We start from the raw sequence: 17,134 nt of genomic DNA, 5'->3' as shown, positions 1-17,134 counted from the left end.
ATGAAGGCACTGCTTGTAGATGATGAAAAACATGTCCGCGATGCCATAAGGTTGCTTGGTCATTGGGAAGAGTTTGGTATTGATACGTTACTTGAAGCGGCAGACGGAGATGAAGCCATAGCTGCCATCACAGCACATCAACCTCAAATCATACTCAGTGACATGCGTATGCCGGGCAAGGACGGTATGGCATTACTTGAATGGATATCGGTTCATGCCACACACAGCAAGGTGCTGGTCATTAGTGGGTATGATGATTTTGAACTCGTGAGACATGCAATCAGACATGGAGGCATGGACTACCTGCTGAAACCTGTGGAAGCAGCCGAACTGAACGCATCCCTATTGAAAGCAATCACAGCCTGGGAAGAGGAGGATGCTGTTCGGATGCAATCCACAAGGCAATCCATTGTGGTTAATCGGATGCGGCCTCATTATCAGGATCGTCTGTTAACCGAACTTGCCGGTGGAAGAGGCAGCAGCCCATCACATATGCAGAGATTACAGGATGAGTTGAATCTCCCCAGTCTAGTCCCTGTCTGTAGTGTCGCTGTCACGAGTCTGTCCCATCTGGATGCAGACTGTCTGTCAAAATACCGCAGTCAACCGGACCTGCTTGTGTTCTCGGTGCTCAATATCTGTGCGGAGATGTTATCCACACCGGACGAAGGCGTAATGTTTCGCCAGTTGGATCAACCTGACGAGATTGTTCTGCTGCATTGGGGCCCACCCGCATCATTGGAACATATTCTGGACAAGGTCAATCATGGATTGGAGCAGACGATTCAGCGTCGGCTTCATTTCGGCATCTCCACCTGTGAATCCTACCCTGGCGGAATCTCAGCAGCCTATCTGGAGGCAAGTTCCAGGTTATGGCGACGTAATGCATTGCAAATCAAGCAGAGAATCCATGCTTCAATGGAATCATCTGGCGGGCTTAAAAATCGGCGTTTAACCGCCCATGAAGAGTCCATGCGTATGGCGGCCATGAGCTGCCGGGCTTCCAGTGTATCTGCTGCGGTCGCCGAATGGCTTGATCCGATCACTGAGCTTGATGTTGTCAGTGCCGAGCAGATTCAGCAATGGATCGATGAGCTGGAATGGATGCTGAGCCGCTGGCTTGATGATACGGCAAGCTCACCTCCCAAAGCAGAAGAAGTGACGGAAGAACAGTCTATCCCCTTTGCCGAATTACCTTTTGACCCTGAAGGAATGTTATCCTTGCCCCTGCTTCGTTCATTGTTGGAGCAACGGTTGCTTGCAGCTGGAAAGGCGCTGACCACTCATCACCACGCCAATCCTGACCCTATGAGCGAGATTGCGCGCTATATGGAAACCCATTATCAGGAGGACCTGTCCTTACAGCAGATTGCCGCGCGTTTCTACTTGAGCCGGGAGTATATCTCACGCAAATTCAAACAGCAATTTGGTCTGAACTGGTCGGAATATCTGGGCAAACTGCGAATCAACAACGCCAAACTGCTACTGCAAAATCCTTCTCTGCGAGTCGCCAAAATCTCGGAGATGGTTGGATTTCAGGACGAAAAGTATTTTAGCAAAGTATTCAAAAAAATGGAGGGCATCACGCCAGCGGAATACCGCAAAACATTATTGCAGGCTGGAACGTAAGAGCTTCAACTCAAAAGGACCCCTAACGGAGTCCTTTTTTGCACTTTATTTTGGAATCAGAAATATAAGATAGCTCATGACGACGGTTTGGCACTTTCTTTTCTAAGATAGGATACGATCCGAAAGATTGAGGCTACAGTCATCTACCCCGTAAAATCACTTCAGGTACAAGTCGTATGTAGATCAGTTCACCTGCAAGCTCCACCATCGTCTGTGTAACGATGACTGCCGCAGCTATAGTTGCCCATTCTGGCGGAAGTGCCAACGCCAGTGGCAGAACAACCAACGAATTCCGTGTAGCTGAACTGAAAATCAACGCCCGCCCTGCACCTGTGTTCAATCGAAACCCATTAGCAATAACACGTGATATCCAAGGCATCAGGATTAGAAAAGCAACGTAGATCGGGATCACGTTCACGATGATCGCCATATCATTATAGACTTTGCCAATCTGGGAGGCGACAACCACGATCAGCGCGAGTGCCATCATTGGAACCGGGAGCCATGCCGTGGCGTTCATGACCCGCTCCCCGCTCGTTTTACCTCTAGAGAGAACTTGTGTTACGACTGCGAGCAGTAGTGGAAGAACGATCAGGAACAGAAAAGCCTCCACGAACGGACCTACCTGCATGACCTGTGCTACCTCAGCACCCATCAATAGCCATAAATAAAACGGCAACAGGATCATTTGTACAACAAATAAAAGGGGTGTTGCGGCGAGCATCAGTTTCTCATTGCCCCTGCCGAGCTGCGTAAAGACAATGACATAATCAATACAGGGCGTTAACAGTACCAGATAGACTCCGATCAGAACGCCTGGTGATTGCGGAAATACCAGTGTAAGCAACCATACAACCACAGGCACAACGATAAAATTAGCTACCAGCAACGCGCCCATAAATCGCAGATTGGACCAAGACTCTTTTAACTGTAGAAAAGGAATCTGTACGAACATGCTATATAACAGAACAGCAAGTATGGGAGACACGGTGTAGTGCAAAGCATTTCCCCATTCAGGATTGCCCAGTCCTATCGCTGCTCCTGCGAACAACGCAATGACATAGAACCAAGTCTGTTGTTTCTCCATCATTTCTCTTGAAAACATTCTTTTCTTCCCCTCCTCTGGTTGGACATCGCGGGCATGGACATATTCCTGCTTCATTGCGCGTACATTGGGACAGAGTGCAACAAGTGAATTTTTTGCGGGTGTTATTAGAGTGTACAAGAACTGGGTATATTCATTGTAGACTGACCCGTGGTTCATTCATTTCGTTAATCCAAGGAGGAAACACAATGTCACGTAACAATCCGTACAAGTGGTTAAATGCCATTGGTTTTATCGTTGTAATTATCGTAAACTACCTTTCCAACGCTCTGCCGATCGGAGGCAAGACCAACAAAGAAGTATCGGATATGTACCCTGTGCTGCTTACACCTTCTGGCTATGCCTTCTCTATATGGGGTCTCATCTACCTGCTGCTTGCAGGATTCGTGATCTATCAGTTCGTGCCCGCTTCCTGGAAAAGGGATTCGATTACTCGTCTCGGGTATTGGTTCCTGGCAAGCTGTGCCTTCAACGTAGCATGGATTTTTGCTTTTCAAAACTTGCAGACTGGTCTCGCCTTACTAATCATTGTACTGCTTCTGTTGTCCTTGATCATGCTATATGTAAAAACACGTACAATTACCGTGCCAACCACTGCTGAGATCTGGCTTGTGAAGCTGCCATTCAGCATCTATCTCGGATGGATTAGCGTGGCAACGATTGTCAATGCAGCTGTCCTGTTATATAAAATTGGCTGGGATGGTTTTGGTATCAGCGAACCGACCTGGACGATCATTATGCTGATTGTGGGCATGATGCTGGCTGTACTCGTTAGCTTCCGTTATCGCGACAGTGTGTACCCACTTGTATTTACATGGGCCTATATCGCCATTGCACTTAAACAAAAGGATGTCACTTCCGTATATTACACGGCAATCATTATTGCGATCGTATTGGCCATCTATGCGGTATGGTTATTCTTCGCCCGCAATCAGGATCGCGATTGAGCGATTTCCTCCATTATAATGCAAAAACATAGCGCAAAAGCAAAAAGCCGATTCTGGTCATTTGACCTGAAATCGGCTTCTTATGTATACCATAGCGAATGAAGGTTGTCCTATTTCAGGGCAATAACCTCAATCTCCACCAGTGCATCTTTTGGCAAACGAGCAACTTCCACTGCACTGCGTGCAGGATACGGCTGTTCAAAGAACGTGCTATACACTTCATTCACAGGAACGAAGTCGTTCATATCCTTCAGGAACACCGTCGTTTTCACGATTTTATCCATACTTGTACCTGCTGCTTCAAGAATAGCCTTCACATTACTCAAAGACAGACGTGTCTGCTCCTGTACATCTGCACCGAATTCTCCCGTTTGGGGATTCAGGCCGAGCTGTCCGGAAGTATAGATGAAATCGCCCGCATCAACGGCTTGACTGTATGGACCAATGGCGCCTGGCGCCTGATCGGTAGAGATTGGTTTTTTCATGGACGAGTTCTCCTTCATGTTCGTTATCCTGCTGCCACAAGGAGTCAGGGTTCGAACTCATTTTTGTTGCCTATTATACCACGATCTACCTCAAGCGAGAAACGCTCCTCCCTAGCCACATGAAGCAAACAACTCGTTCAAAGGTTCTTAACCCCCGTCCGCGCCAAGGACATGAATGACTTCATTCGGGTAAACATGGTTTCCCTTGGCTTGCACCCGCGCAATATTCGTCATGGCCTGTGCAATGGTTCCGGCGTGGATCGCCCGGTATTTGTCCGCTCTGCCTTTCATCCAGCGATCCAGAAACTTCATGGCATGAGCAGCCATCTGCTCACCGAAACGCTTCTCGTTTCGATCTCCCAGGATTAAGGAAGGGCGGAAGATATGCAATGACTGAAAACCGATATCGGACAGTGCATCCTCCATTTCCCCCTTGGTCCGACTGTAGAAGACACGGGAACCTGCGCTTGCTCCCATGGAGGAGATCACAAGCATCTGTGGTACTTCATGCTGCTTTGCAAGTGTAGCTGCACGAACCGGGTAATGGTAATCCACCTGGCGGAAGTTCTCCTGACTGCCTGCTTTTTTAATCGTTGTACCCAAACAACAGTACAGGTCATCGATCCCGTCAAATAAGTGGTCTTGGCTCTCCAACTGCTCCCAGTCCACCACATGCTGTTCCAATTTGGGATGCTGTAGCTCAAGTGGACGTCTAACCAGTATGCGAACCAGGCTGTATGCCGGGTGATTCAGCAGGTTATGAACCAACAATTCGCCTACAAGTCCGGTGGCTCCAAGCACCATGGCTTTCCGTTCGAGACGATTCATATACATCCCTCCACTTCGCTACCTTTTTTGAAGTCAACCGATTCAATATCTATCTTAACAGTACACGACGTCCAAGGGTAAATGTAAGGATCAGCATCACTACACCAACTCCCACCTGAAATCCGTAGGCAGAGATCCAGGACAGTGCATCGGACCAGGTTTCCATCTTTTCATACAACCAGCCACCCATCAGCGGCCCAAGAAAAGAGGTTACTCCGGTTAGCGCCGAATAGACGGCGACAAACATCGGTCTTTCACTTTTGGGTGTGTCTCCGATCGTAAAGTTAAATGCCAGCTGATTGAATCCACCCACACCGATCCCAAGGAAGATATGAGATAGAAAGAGCGCAATCAACACGGGCATGAACGACATTAACCCCCACGATAGACAGGAAAGTGCGATGACGGGCAATGTCCAAAACAACAAGGTTTTGTTACTGAATCTGGCATTCAGATTGCCCCAGACATAGAACCCGGCCATCATGACCAGCGTCTGGACTACCGTGATCAGGGATACGGTCTGGTAATTGATGTTCAGCAGATCCAGCATCACATAGGAATAGAGCGGAACAATCAAGGTCTGGATCAATAACCAGGCAGCCAGGAACAGCGTAGCCTTCAGGAAAGAACGATCCTGGAACGGCTTGATAAACATACGCCAGAAAACCTTTTCGGTAGAACGTTCAAAGGGCACGTCCGGATAAAAGAAATAGATAACTGTGTTGGCAATGGCACAGATCCACACCGGAATAAACAGGATCAGAAAGCCCATTTCTCCGGGGTAACGGTCCAAAATAATGCCTCCTGCGAATAAGCATACGCTTCCAAGTGCATTCAAAATCGTATTTCGAATTCCAAAATAACGCCCTCTCACCTTGGCAGGTACGATATCGCCAATGAGTGAAGTCCAGATCATGCCGCCGATGGTATTCGATATAAAAGCAATCGTATATACACCAATATATACGCTTACCCACCACTCTTTGGGGAAAATGAACGGGATCAGTCCCGTTGCACTCCACAAGATACGATGTGTGCCCACGAACAGCAGCAGCATGCGTTTACGGCTGCGAATGCGCTGCATCCAGTAAGCTGCTCCGATCTGCGCAATGTTCACGAATGTGGTAATCGCGAGCACAAAGCCAATATGTCTCGACCCAGCCCCAAGGTACAACAGAAACCCGGTTAAGAACGGGCCTCCCAGCAATGTCTGTAAAATAATTGCCGGTACACCCTCCCATGTTGCAATCGATAAGTTAGTGCGTTGTGTCGAACCCTTGCGCCGTGGTTTGCTTGCTAACGGGGGAGGGTTAACGTTGACCGTCTTCTGTATGGGGATACACTCCTTAGACCGGGTTTCGAAAGCCGGTCGATGCTAGTTGTCACCCCAAATTCTACTCGCGGCACGAAGGTTGTCAACTCATTTTTTCACGGTTCAATGGAAGATAGAGATGGAAGGTGCTTCCCTTGCCTTCAGCGCTCTCAAGTTCAATCGATCCTCCCAGTAATCTGGCCAGATCCCGACTGATCGAGAGACCAAGTCCGGTTCCACCAAACTTGCGGCTAATCGATCCGTCTGCCTGCTGAAAGGCTTCAAATATAGAATGATGCTTGTCCTCGGGAATACCAATACCTGTATCCTGAACGGAGAAAACGAGCCATCGACTCTGAATGCCTGCATTTTTGATCTGTTTGGTGCTTACGGCCAGCGTGACCTTTCCCCGGTGAGTAAACTTAATGGCATTGGACATCAAATTCCGTAAAATCTGCTGAACCCGCTGGGGATCAGACCAGAGCATCTCGGGTAGTCCTTGCTTTTTGTCCAGAACCAACTGAATTCCCTTTTTCTCAGCAAGGAGCTGAAAATGGTTCATGGCATCTTCTGTAAGTTGTGCCACACTGATATCCTCGAGTGCAATATCCAGTCGCCCTGCTTCTACTTTGGATAGATCCAGAATATCGTTAATGAGCGTAAGCAGTTCCTGCCCGGAGTGGTCGATCATATTGGCAAAACGTACAATATCCTCCTGATCCATCGTATCAGCGTTCTCACTGATCATCTGGGCAAAGTTAATGACGCTATTCAGTGGCGTACGCAACTCATGTGACATATTGGCGAGAAATTCCGATTTGTACTGTGAGGCAATCATCAATTGTTTCGCTCGATCCTCCAGCACAATCTGAGCTTTCTGCAATTCTTCCTTCTGCACAGATAATAATCGGTTTGTGCTCTGTATCAACAATATTCGATTCTGTTCATTCTGAAAATCACGTAGAATAAATACAAAAATAAGACTCAATACAATGCCTGTAGGGAGTGTATAAGGCATAATATGTGAAAAGAAATATGTAGCCGGGATCACACCAAAGATAGCAATATTTACACTATTGACCACATTGACGATAACTGTAACGAGTATTCCTTTAATAATTAGTCTATAGTTGCTGCGCCTCATCCATATATTTAGACCAGCACAGATCACGCCCAGCAAAGACATGTTGAGCACTGCCGCCAATGTAGCATCCGTGATGCCAAAAGTCAGCCTGGACAACCCAATTCCAACACCCACGAGGATCACGCTATAAGGTTGTCTATACGTCAGAACGGCAACAATTAAAGGGACATAACGAAGATCAAAGACCACTTCATCGGTGAGTTGAAAGCCAAAAACTGTACTGATCCAGCCTGCAAAAATAAGGACAAGCACTGAACTGATCTGTTTCACTCGGGAAGAGGTACGTATTACGATATATTTATAGAACACACTAGCAAGATAGGCTATCGTTATAAGCATTCCCATATTCAATACGAACATTTTTGAAAATTGCATTCAACCACTCCTGTTGTCCGACTTTACTGGCCAATTACCTTCGTCCGTATGGTTTCTATCATATCATGCCCATTGAAACTTCGGCATTCCTTCTTCGTCAAAAAAATACACAAAAATACACAAATCAGGATTCAATTTGTGTGCTGGACGTAGTAAAATATATTGTTGTTTAAATTTTGAACAATTTAATTGCTAGGGTCATGTTCGTCGGAACATGGATGAAAGGAGAAAAGGTGTTGTGCAATTGTTAAAAAATAAATCCTATTGGCTGTCATTGAGTCTGATGCTGTCCTTGGCGGTTATGGGGATGTTCTATGATATTCTTAATAGTCCGGAACGCGGGTTCGTTATACTTGATTCGTCACTTGATCGGATCATCCCCTACGTACCTGCCATGTCCATTCCATATTTGGGCTGGTACCCGTTTGTATTCGGTGTGCTCGCTTACCTGTGTGCTAAGGATCGACTGACGTATTACCGCGTCTTGTTATCCATGAATATCTGTGTCTGGATCTGTTATCTGATCTACTTCAACTTTCAGACCATGGTACCGCGCCCGGAATTAACAGGTACAGGGTTGGGGGCATCTGTTCTTGGTTGGCTCTACAGTCAGGATCGTCCTTATAATTGTTTTCCAAGTATTCATTCCCTACACTCATATCTCGTGATGCGTGCTGTTCTCTCGGTTCCAAGCATCCGCAAACCCATCAAGCTCTTGGTAGTTGCCGGTGCAGCAACCATAATAGTATCCACGCTAATGATCAAACAACATGTGATCTATGACGCGCTGGGTGCAGTCATACTTGGCGAATGCGTTCTTACTATTGTAACCGGACTGGCTCTATATCGGAGACGCAGAAAAGAATCGAAGTGGACCGAGGGGATCAGCTGATCCCTCACTTCGACGGTTTCTGCAGATGCTGTTGTCGTCTCCATTCATCAATAAATAAGCCTGCAAAATAGGGATCCCATTGGGTCCCTTTTCCTTCTTCCAAAATCGTTAGCGCTTTCTCGTGACTCATCCCATTCCGGTATGGTCGATCAGACGTCATGGCATCAAAGGCATCCGCCACCGCAATGATGCGGCCAAAAAGCGGAATATCATCGCCAGCCATCCCATCCGGGTATCCTTTGCCATCATATCTCTCATGGTGAGATCTTACTCCTGGCAGGAAGTCCGCCATGGCATCAATGGGTTCTATTTGTAACAAAATACTTTCTCCCTGCACGGGATGTGTACGAATGATCGCGAATTCTTCATCGCTTAGCTTCCCATCCTTAAACAACACCTCATCAGGTATGCCAATTTTCCCAATATCATGGAGCAGGGCTGATTTGTACAATAAATCCGCCTGTTCTTCATTCATTCCGCTCAACTTGCCGATCATCAGCGAATACTCTGCTACACGCATGGAATGCCCTGCCGTGTATTTATCTCGGGCGTCCAATGCTGCCGCCAGCGTAGAAAAATAACTTTGCAGTAGCTGCCGATTACGTTCCTGTCTCATCTCAAGCCGATTAATCATCATATTGAAACCGGAGATCAGTGCAGAGAATTCATCCGCATACAAATCCGGAGCTCTTCTGCCAAGATCTCCCCCCTGAATGCGGTTCATTTCATGCGTCAGCTCAGCAACTGGATCACGAACATCACGAATCAACAGCCAGCTTCCCACCAGCGCAAACCCTGCGCCCAGAACAACGATGAGAATTCCCCACAGAATGTACTCTTTCGCAAATTCTTTGTCCATATACTGAAGCCGAATATATGTAGCCAAGAAAAATAAAAACAGAGGAAATAAGCCGATCAGTGCCGTACTTAGCTGAAATTTACGCTGGATCGATACCAGGATGCGCCCTCCCAGTGAGGGTTCCATCCCATATTGGGTTTTGCCTCGATGACGAATTTCAAGCAACAGGGGTCTAATCGCCCGTACCGTTAGGTAATACTCAATCAGCGCATGCATGATGGCAATCAGAAAGGCGCACGCTGCGGCCACCACAATATACCCGTAAGGGAACTCAAGCCACCCTGTGGATATCATCCAAATTGTTAATCCAGCTGCCGGAAGTGAAAAACCAAGCATGTGCGGACCCATAATCCGATATATGGTCTGTCCCGGAAAACGATGAATACTCTCATACATGCGATTCAAGTCATCTTTTTCATGATGCTCTGAAGCAAAAAATTGCCTTATAGGGCCCAACTGTACCCACAGCGTAATCAATTCTGCGACCAGCATGAACAGGATCGATATCAACACAATGACAATGAGTCGGAAAAATTGAATATTGGGTATCTGTAAGGTAGATACCATAGCCACTGTACCGACAACAAAAACAGCTGCCAGCGAACCGATCAGATAATTGCGTATCAGGCGAAAGATAAATGAACGGTATACTTCCAACTGAACCCCTCACTCTCTATGTGCAACCCGTTCTCCCTTAAGACACGGGGAGATTAAGGGTATTACCTTCTATTTGTTTATCGGTTACTCCGACTAAAAAAATTAATAAAATCCCCTGATCATATGCTGAAGCTCTACCTATCGAATCGTTTAAAAAACCGCCCCATTCCGCAGTACCTTGGTGGTACTCTGAAAAAACAAAAAGGCCGCCAGACCTGGAACGCTTCACTGCCTCGCCTGAAAGCCCATGAACATGTTGTTCCGCTTACGCCTTTCCTTTTTATTGCAAATAATTACAGCCTGTGGTATAATATAAAAGTTGTATTAAACAACCTCATATGATTTCTGTCTTCTTAAACCCCGGAATATTTTCTTCATGCTGCGACCGCAGCGAATTAAGTACAATCAACCTATGAAGATTGAAGAACCTGAATCACAATAACCCGGTATTACAGAGTTTCACAAGATGTTCCCATTCACACTGGCGCGGTCATCGGAGCCGCAAGGACAAAAGAGAGGTAGGGCTTTTGTTGTTTTGGATATCACTTATTCTTGAGAAGATTGAAAACATACACAAAGCACCCGGAATTGGGTTCCGGGTGTTTATCTATGTCTACATACCCTTCCATCACTTATAAAAAATAAAAAAAGGGACACCGCAGGATGAATTCCTATGCTGTCCCAATCTGATTATAAGAGCCTTACGCCTATCAATAATCTCAAGGTTTAGAGCCTTTTGAACCAGCCCCATTGTAACGTTCCACATTCAGCAAAGCTTTCTTGACTCACAATTAATTAGAAGAACATTGTTTTGGAGATAATCACCAGCAAGATGAACAGTACGAGGATCGTACCCATCGAACCCCAGCTTGAGCCACCATGACCATAGGATACTCCACAACCCTGGCTATAACCATGCATCATTGGAGCCTGATTAGGCTGATGTCCGTAACCGTAGCCCATCGGCATTGTACCGCAACCATAACCGTGCATAGTGTGACCTGTGTATTGATATCCATACATGTGTTCATTACCTCCCATATGTCCGTATACATGCCCATGTCCGTTCGGTGAGTTTGGTTTTACTTCGCTCATTGTTCATTCCTCCTTAACATTTGCCTACACCCCTAAGCTATGTATTCTGCCTACCTCTGGACCGGGCTATGGCCCTCATTTTGATAAAATGGGCGTTTAGCCATTGGACGAGCTTCCCCATTATCGCCGCATCCTCCGTCTTCCGCAGTCTATATCACCGTGGCTCTCCCCCCATGCTTGTCCATAACCAAAAAAACCCTACCGGTTGCCCGGCAGAGCTCGCCATATTATACCCAGAAAGATTTAGTGATGATTACGAGCAGAATGAACAGAACCAGGATTGCTCCAGTCGATGTCCAGCCGCCGTATCCTGCGCCTCCAACTACTTCACTCATACAGAACCCTCCTTTACCGATATATTAGGGTCCAAACGGTTTATTAGATCAGGAATGCTTTAGAGATGATGACCAACAAGATGAAAAGAACCAGAATCGCGCCAGTCGATGTCCATGCGCCGCCGTATCCACCTACTACTCCACTCATGTAAAACCCCTCCTTTGATTTGAGGTACAGTTCACTATATGCATCAATCCCATATGGGACCGGGCTCAGCTCGAAAATGGGCTATTCTTTTTCCACAGATTATTCTCGCATTGCGTATATATACAGGATTAGTTCTTAAGTCTGTCCGCTATGTTCAAATATGTTGAAGTCATAAAAAAATCTCACAGTTATATATGTAAAATGAGTGTACTATTGCTCAATAACGATACCAATACGGTATATTATTAGAATCATGCGTGTTAAATTCATACAAATTAACTTTCGGGTTTCGGTATCTCCGATTATAAAAAAATCAGTTACACGAACAAACCTTATAAAGAATATAACGCCGGTGTCTTGGAAGGGTCATATAAACACTCCTCGGGTACAGATGTTGTTCTTGTCCAGTATCTGATCCCGACCAATGCTGAACTCTACAGCATGACGTTAACCTATGCCAAAGATAAGTACGTGTACAAAAAGGACCAGCTTATAAACGCTAAGCTGGTCTTTTTGTCTTTCAGTTTATAGATGTTTATAGATGTCAGAAATTCACGTTAACTACACATATACACAATCTAAGCTTTGATTGATGACTTATAAAATACTGAATAACCGAATATACGGATTTTTACACTAAACCATTAATTCGGATGCGCCTGGAGCGATGTCAGTTTGTCCTGAACCGATTGTAACTTCTGTACGCTTGAGGCATCTGGTCTATCACGACGGTCGTCGATCTTGACGGATGTGGAGACACGCTGAGCTCCTGACAGAAACGGCGCTTCATGCAGAGCCGCAATTGCTGTAAAAATCTCGTGAAGCGGACCCTCAATAATAGTGCTCATGGAAGTTAACTGATATGTAATACCCCGTTGATGTTCCAATACCTTCTGCATGTCTGCCACATAACTGCTCAGACTGGTCGTTGCCGTTCCAATTGGAATGACAGTCACTTCTGCTATTGCCATTGTGCTCCGCCTCCTCTGGGCCCCGTGAACAACCGCTGCCGCTTATTTTTAGTCGATTTTTGACCATTTTTATTCTACCAGTTCAATACGTCATAATTCAAACTGACGTGAAGACGTCATTGGAAATGTTCAAAATTTTTTTTTGATAAATCTTCAAATCTTCCAGTCCTTTTCCTTTGCGGATTCCCCGCTTAAATGGTATACTCGGAATTACGTTTTACTGTATCGGCCCACTTTACAAACACAATATGTTGGGTTACAGTATGTTGACAGCTACAAAATGTAGTAACACTAGATTTCTCCGCTTCTATTAGTCACCTTCTGCAATCTCGTGAAAAACAGGATGAAATCACCTTCAAAGGCACGTCCCTGTAGGTGTAAATCGCTTTCTCGAAACAGAGTTGACATGGAGGTTAACGGGGCTGTTTGGACTGCATCCGGTATCCTCAAAACCACAGGTACATCTGCAATAGACAAAAGCTTACATAAGCACCCTTTTCTGTCGATATCCTGAACACTAAGACAGTGAGGAAGCCAGAGCATCCATGGGCATTTTCAGCCGCGAGGCGGGAGAATGCTTTTTATATGAGCATGTTCTGCGTTGTGCTGCTTTGTGCTCCTCAAGTTGAGCGATTTAAGATATGACCTGTCACCGCCGTTTCAGTCCGCAATACGCAACCTGTATCTTTTTCTCACCGTAAGAAGACACTCAATTCTTTATATAAAGAATTCTCCAATTTATCTCTTAAACATGCGAAAGCGAGGAATATTCATGCCACAAGTTGTGACCAAGCCGAACAATCGCCAGCTTGCCTTTGATGATATGCGCATCTCGGTATATGCCGACCGTATTCTGGAAGGACTGGATATGCTGGACAAGGAACGTCTGGTACGTGGGGTAAACAGCAAGCTCCGCCGTGATGAAGTTACCGGAGACGAGATCAGCAACGCTTTTATGATGAGCGCACTGGAACTGGTAACCAAAGAGGAGCCCAACTGGAAATTTGCAGCGGCAAGATCCCTGCTCACTTCCCTGTACAAAAAAGCGGCTACCAACCGCAGATACAAGTCTTACCCGGACGAGCCTTATGGGGCATTCCATCCTCTTCTTGTAGATCTCGTGAAAAAAGGGATCTACCGCGAAGAATTGCTGGAATGTTACACCAAAGAACAGATCGACGAACTTGCTGAGTGCATCGACTACCGCAACGATCTGCTCTTCGATTACATCGGCTTGCTCACACTGGCAGAACGTTACCTCGCTCACGATTTTGACGGAAAAGTAATGGAGTTGCCACAAGAGCGTTACATGGTTATTGCCATGTATCTGATGCATCAGGAGCCTGCTGAGAAACGTATGGATCTCGTCAAGGAAGCTTACTGGGCGATGAGCAACATGTATATGACAGCAGCTACACCTACGATGTCCAATGCAGGCAAAAAAGTGGCTGGACAACTCTCCAGTTGCTTCATCGATACCGTTGACGACTCACTTGAAGGTATCTTCGATTCCAATACCGATGTAGCGCGTCTGAGCAAAATGGGCGGCGGCATCGGCGTGTACCTCGGTAAAGTCAGAGCACGTGGGTCGGATATCCGTGGTCACAAAAACACAAGTTCCGGTGTAATCCCTTGGATTCGCCAACTAAATAATACAGCAGTCAGCGTAGATCAGCTCGGAACACGTAAAGGTGCTATTGCCGTATATCTGGATGTTTTCCACAAAGACATTCTGGCGTTCCTCGATCTGAAGCTGAATAACGGGGATGAGCGGATGCGTGCGCATGACGTATTCCACGGCATCTGTCTGCCTGACTTGTTCATGGAACGGGTATCCAGCCGCGGCGAATGGAGCTTGTTCTGCCCACACGAAACGAAGAAAGTGATGGGTTGGAAAGACGAGAACGGTCGTGCACTCGGACTGGAAGATTTCTACGATGAGTCCTTTGGCGCAGGTGCGTTCCGTGATAAATACGAAGAGGCGGTCAACCACCCGCTTTTGTCCCGTATCACAGTTCAGGCGATTGATATTATGAAACGTGTGATGAAATCCCAGCTGGAAACAGGTACGCCGTACATGTTCTACCGGGATACCGTTAACCGTGCGAACCCGAACCGTGCACACGGTATGGTCTACTCTTCCAACCTTTGTACCGAGATCATGCAGAACCAATCTGCCACTGTGGTAGAAAAGGAAGAACTCGTAACCAAAGATGGACAGACTCGCATCGTGATTTCCAAAGTGCCTGGCGACTTCGTTGTCTGCAACCTGAACTCCATTCACTTGGCACGTGCCGTACCTCACAATGTACTGGAGCGTCTGGTACCAATTCAGGTACGTATGCTGGACAACGTCATCGACATTAATAATATTGAAGTGCTGCAAGCCCAATATACCAACAGCCAATATCGTGCAGTCGGTCTGGGAACGTTCGGACTTCACCACCTGCTTGCCCTCGAAGGCATTCGCTGGGAGTCCGATGAAGCGGTAACGTATAACGATAATCTGTACGAAAAAATTAACTACCTGCTCGTGAAAGCCAGCATGGAGCTGTCCAAAGAAAAAGGACATTATCCGAAATTCAAAGGTTCCGATTGGGAGAGTGGTCACTACTTCGACCAACGCGAATACACATCAGGTGAGCGCGTAGGCGAGTTCGTAACAACTGAACAATGGAAAGAACTGCAAGCCGAAGTACGGCAAAACGGTGTACGTAATGCCTGGTTGTTCGCCATTGCACCTAACGGTTCCACGTCCATCATTGCCGGTTCAACAGCCAGCATTGACCCGCTCTATGAGCTGTTGTCTTATGAAGAGAAAACAACATACAAGATCGCCAATCCGGCACCAGATCTGTCCGAAAAAACGATCTGGTATTACAAAACGGCATTCATGGTCGATCAACATGCTTCCATCAATATGGCTGCTGCCCGTCAGCGTCATGTCGATCAGGGACAGAGCTTCAACCTGTATGTTCGTCCGGATATCAAAGCAACGGAATTCCTGGAACTGCACTTGCATGCCTGGAGAGCCGGCATGAAGTCAACTTATTATGTCCGTAGCCGGGCATTAACCATTGAAGAATGTGATTCTTGCTCAAGCTAAGTTTTGTCCGTATTAGAGAAGATTGACTAGATCCACGATGACCACCAGGGCATCCTGTTTTGATTGCAAAATGGCGTTGCCCTGGTTCTTTTTTGCCTAAAACACGATCACAGCATCGCAAGATGTTGATATAGATGGTTTTCCAAAGTTCTGTCGGCAGAACATTATGAAATTTCAAGGAGTGAACGGACTATGCAAGTACAGAAAATTTTCAACACCGAAGCCCCTAACCAATCGACCCGTATTATTGAAGGTGAATGCTCCGGTATCCTGAACTGGAATGACATCCGCATGCCTCATATGTACAAATTGTACAAAGTATTGCTGCTCAACCACTGGATCGCAGACGAAATTCCAATGTCCAAAGATGCTTCCCAGTTTGCCCAATTGGACGAGGAAGAACAACGTACGTTTAAAGTCAACATCTCTCTGCTCGCGGTACTTGATTCCATGCAGACGATGTTTGTCGGTGACGTAAAACGTTACTTTACCGATTCTTCACTCGAAGCGATCTCGGCCATTATCGGACAACAGGAAGTCGTTCATAACCAATCGTACTCCTATGTCCTGTCTTCGATCGTATCTGATCGGGAGCAAAAGGAAATTTTTGAATACTGGAAACATGATCCAGTCTTGCTTGACCGTAACCGTTTCATTGCAGACATCTACCAAACTTTCCGGGACGAGCCATCTCCACAGACGTTCTTCCAAGCTATGGTAGCCGATCTGGTACTCGAAGGCATCTTCTTCTATAGTACGTTTGCGTTCTTCTACAATCTGGCCCGTGACCAGAAAATGATGGCAACCAGCCAGATGATCTCTTATATCCAGCGCGATGAAAACCAACACTGTTACTTCTTCGCTGAAGTGTACAAACAGCTGCTGGTAGACTTCCCTGAATTGAACACACCTGAGAACATGGACTACGTATACAAAACAATCCATCGTGCTGTTGAGCTCGAAACTAACTGGGCACACTACACGCTCAGCAACGTACGCGGCATTGACCTGAACGAGTTGGAAGATTACATCAAGTACATCGCCAACAAACGTCTGCGTCTGATGGGTATGGAAAAAGCATATGAAGGTGTGGACGTAAACTGCATGCCTTGGATTAAACCATTCTCCGATGAAGCGTTGAATGCAACCAAAACAGACTTCTTCGAAGCCAAATCCCGTAACTACGGTAAAGTCGGCGACGATAACGGATTTGACGATTTGTAAAACCCTGCAGATTCAGTATTTC

At 46.3% G+C, this 17,134-nt stretch carries 15 protein-coding genes; 5 read left to right on the top strand and 10 right to left on the bottom strand.

Annotated features, from left to right (window positions below; all coding sequences use genetic code 11):
* Entirely contained in the window at nucleotides 1–1,629 is a 1,629-nt protein-coding gene (locus tag M1D71_RS02670) for a response regulator transcription factor (protein WP_458125139.1), read from the top strand.
* 139 nt (nucleotides 1,630–1,768) lie between these two features.
* Here the strand turns inward: M1D71_RS02670 and M1D71_RS02665 are convergent, their stop codons facing one another.
* The gene (locus M1D71_RS02665; RefSeq protein ID WP_458125138.1) at nucleotides 1,769–2,734 is read right to left on the bottom strand and encodes an arsenic resistance protein; all 966 of its coding nucleotides are present in this window, start codon (nucleotides 2,732–2,734) and stop codon (nucleotides 1,769–1,771) included.
* 188 nt (nucleotides 2,735–2,922) lie between these two features.
* On the opposite strand from M1D71_RS02665, the gene M1D71_RS02660 reads away from it, so the two are divergent.
* Nucleotides 2,923–3,681 (top strand): tryptophan-rich sensory protein, encoded by a 759-nt coding sequence (locus tag M1D71_RS02660; protein WP_458125137.1) that lies wholly within the window; start codon nucleotides 2,923–2,925, stop codon nucleotides 3,679–3,681.
* Nucleotides 3,682–3,791: 110 nt separating this feature from the next.
* Here the strand turns inward: M1D71_RS02660 and M1D71_RS02655 are convergent, their stop codons facing one another.
* The 4 genes from M1D71_RS02655 to M1D71_RS02640 all read right to left on the bottom strand — a co-directional run bounded on the left by M1D71_RS02655 (nucleotide 3,792) and on the right by M1D71_RS02640 (nucleotide 7,825).
* The gene (locus M1D71_RS02655) at nucleotides 3,792–4,166 is read right to left on the bottom strand and encodes a RidA family protein (protein WP_017690870.1); all 375 of its coding nucleotides are present in this window, start codon (nucleotides 4,164–4,166) and stop codon (nucleotides 3,792–3,794) included.
* Nucleotides 4,167–4,313: 147 nt separating this feature from the next.
* On the bottom strand, nucleotides 4,314–4,994 hold the full coding sequence (locus tag M1D71_RS02650; protein WP_458125136.1) for an oxidoreductase: 681 nt from the start codon (nucleotides 4,992–4,994) through the stop codon (nucleotides 4,314–4,316).
* 49 nt (nucleotides 4,995–5,043) lie between these two features.
* A complete protein-coding gene (locus M1D71_RS02645) occupies nucleotides 5,044–6,201 on the bottom strand; it encodes an MFS transporter (protein ID WP_458125135.1) in 1,158 nt (385 codons plus the stop codon).
* A 208-nt stretch (nucleotides 6,202–6,409) separates the two neighbouring features.
* Nucleotides 6,410–7,825, bottom strand: coding sequence for a sensor histidine kinase (locus M1D71_RS02640; protein ID WP_458125134.1), 1,416 nt, complete (start codon nucleotides 7,823–7,825; stop codon nucleotides 6,410–6,412).
* Nucleotides 7,826–8,063: 238 nt separating this feature from the next.
* Between M1D71_RS02640 and M1D71_RS02635 the strand changes: the two genes are divergently transcribed.
* Nucleotides 8,064–8,717 (top strand): phosphatase PAP2 family protein, encoded by a 654-nt coding sequence (locus M1D71_RS02635; protein WP_458125133.1) that lies wholly within the window; start codon nucleotides 8,064–8,066, stop codon nucleotides 8,715–8,717.
* 4 nt (nucleotides 8,718–8,721) lie between these two features.
* Here M1D71_RS02635 and M1D71_RS02630 read toward each other — a convergent pair whose 3' ends face one another.
* From M1D71_RS02630 to M1D71_RS02610, 5 genes are all read right to left on the bottom strand, one after another.
* Nucleotides 8,722–10,233 carry an HD domain-containing phosphohydrolase gene (locus M1D71_RS02630; RefSeq protein ID WP_458125132.1) on the bottom strand — a complete coding sequence of 504 codons (1,512 nt, stop codon included), beginning with the start codon at nucleotides 10,231–10,233 and terminating at the stop codon, nucleotides 8,722–8,724.
* Nucleotides 10,234–11,028: 795 nt separating this feature from the next.
* On the bottom strand, nucleotides 11,029–11,328 hold the full coding sequence (locus M1D71_RS02625) for a hypothetical protein (protein ID WP_458125131.1): 300 nt from the start codon (nucleotides 11,326–11,328) through the stop codon (nucleotides 11,029–11,031).
* A gap of 227 nt (nucleotides 11,329–11,555) precedes the next feature.
* Complete coding sequence (locus M1D71_RS02620; RefSeq protein ID WP_221825910.1) at nucleotides 11,556–11,663, bottom strand: YjcZ family sporulation protein; 108 nt, start codon at nucleotides 11,661–11,663, stop codon at nucleotides 11,556–11,558.
* 43 nt (nucleotides 11,664–11,706) lie between these two features.
* Nucleotides 11,707–11,811 (bottom strand): hypothetical protein, encoded by a 105-nt coding sequence (locus M1D71_RS02615; protein ID WP_017690880.1) that lies wholly within the window; start codon nucleotides 11,809–11,811, stop codon nucleotides 11,707–11,709.
* A 644-nt stretch (nucleotides 11,812–12,455) separates the two neighbouring features.
* Nucleotides 12,456–12,782: an MTH1187 family thiamine-binding protein gene (locus tag M1D71_RS02610; protein ID WP_458125130.1), complete on the bottom strand. Its 327-nt coding sequence runs from the start codon at nucleotides 12,780–12,782 to the stop codon at nucleotides 12,456–12,458.
* A gap of 772 nt (nucleotides 12,783–13,554) precedes the next feature.
* On the opposite strand from M1D71_RS02610, the gene M1D71_RS02605 reads away from it, so the two are divergent.
* Both M1D71_RS02605 and M1D71_RS02600 read left to right on the top strand, forming a co-directional pair.
* Nucleotides 13,555–15,888: a ribonucleoside-diphosphate reductase subunit alpha gene (locus M1D71_RS02605; protein ID WP_458125129.1), complete on the top strand. Its 2,334-nt coding sequence runs from the start codon at nucleotides 13,555–13,557 to the stop codon at nucleotides 15,886–15,888.
* 192 nt (nucleotides 15,889–16,080) lie between these two features.
* Nucleotides 16,081–17,112, top strand: a complete 1,032-nt coding sequence (locus M1D71_RS02600; RefSeq protein ID WP_458125128.1) for a ribonucleotide-diphosphate reductase subunit beta — start codon at nucleotides 16,081–16,083, stop codon at nucleotides 17,110–17,112.
* Nucleotides 17,113–17,134: the final 22 nt, after the last annotated feature.

The organism is Paenibacillus sp. Z3-2 (genome assembly GCF_054161325.1).
The sequence above is the reverse complement of the archived record's forward strand: the minus strand, read 5'-3'. Positions and strand labels throughout refer to the sequence as shown.

Excerpts from the sequence above, each read along its gene's own strand:
- M1D71_RS02670 (WP_458125139.1), top strand. The coding sequence starts at position 1 with ATGAAGGCACTGCTTGTAGATGATGAAAAACATGTCCGCGATGCCATA.
- M1D71_RS02665 (WP_458125138.1), bottom strand. The coding sequence starts at position 2,734 with ATGTTTTCAAGAGAAATGATGGAGAAACAACAGACTTGGTTCTATGTC.
- M1D71_RS02660 (WP_458125137.1), top strand. The coding sequence starts at position 2,923 with ATGTCACGTAACAATCCGTACAAGTGGTTAAATGCCATTGGTTTTATC.
- M1D71_RS02655 (WP_017690870.1), bottom strand. The coding sequence starts at position 4,166 with ATGAAAAAACCAATCTCTACCGATCAGGCGCCAGGCGCCATTGGTCCA.
- M1D71_RS02650 (WP_458125136.1), bottom strand. The coding sequence starts at position 4,994 with ATGAATCGTCTCGAACGGAAAGCCATGGTGCTTGGAGCCACCGGACTT.
- M1D71_RS02640 (WP_458125134.1), bottom strand. The coding sequence starts at position 7,825 with ATGCAATTTTCAAAAATGTTCGTATTGAATATGGGAATGCTTATAACG.
- M1D71_RS02625 (WP_458125131.1), bottom strand. The coding sequence starts at position 11,328 with ATGAGCGAAGTAAAACCAAACTCACCGAACGGACATGGGCATGTATAC.
- M1D71_RS02620 (WP_221825910.1), bottom strand. The coding sequence starts at position 11,663 with ATGAGTGAAGTAGTTGGAGGCGCAGGATACGGCGGCTGGACATCGACT.
- M1D71_RS02615 (WP_017690880.1), bottom strand. The coding sequence starts at position 11,811 with ATGAGTGGAGTAGTAGGTGGATACGGCGGCGCATGGACATCGACTGGC.
- M1D71_RS02610 (WP_458125130.1), bottom strand. The coding sequence starts at position 12,782 with ATGGCAATAGCAGAAGTGACTGTCATTCCAATTGGAACGGCAACGACC.
- M1D71_RS02605 (WP_458125129.1), top strand. The coding sequence starts at position 13,555 with ATGCCACAAGTTGTGACCAAGCCGAACAATCGCCAGCTTGCCTTTGAT.
- M1D71_RS02600 (WP_458125128.1), top strand. The coding sequence starts at position 16,081 with ATGCAAGTACAGAAAATTTTCAACACCGAAGCCCCTAACCAATCGACC.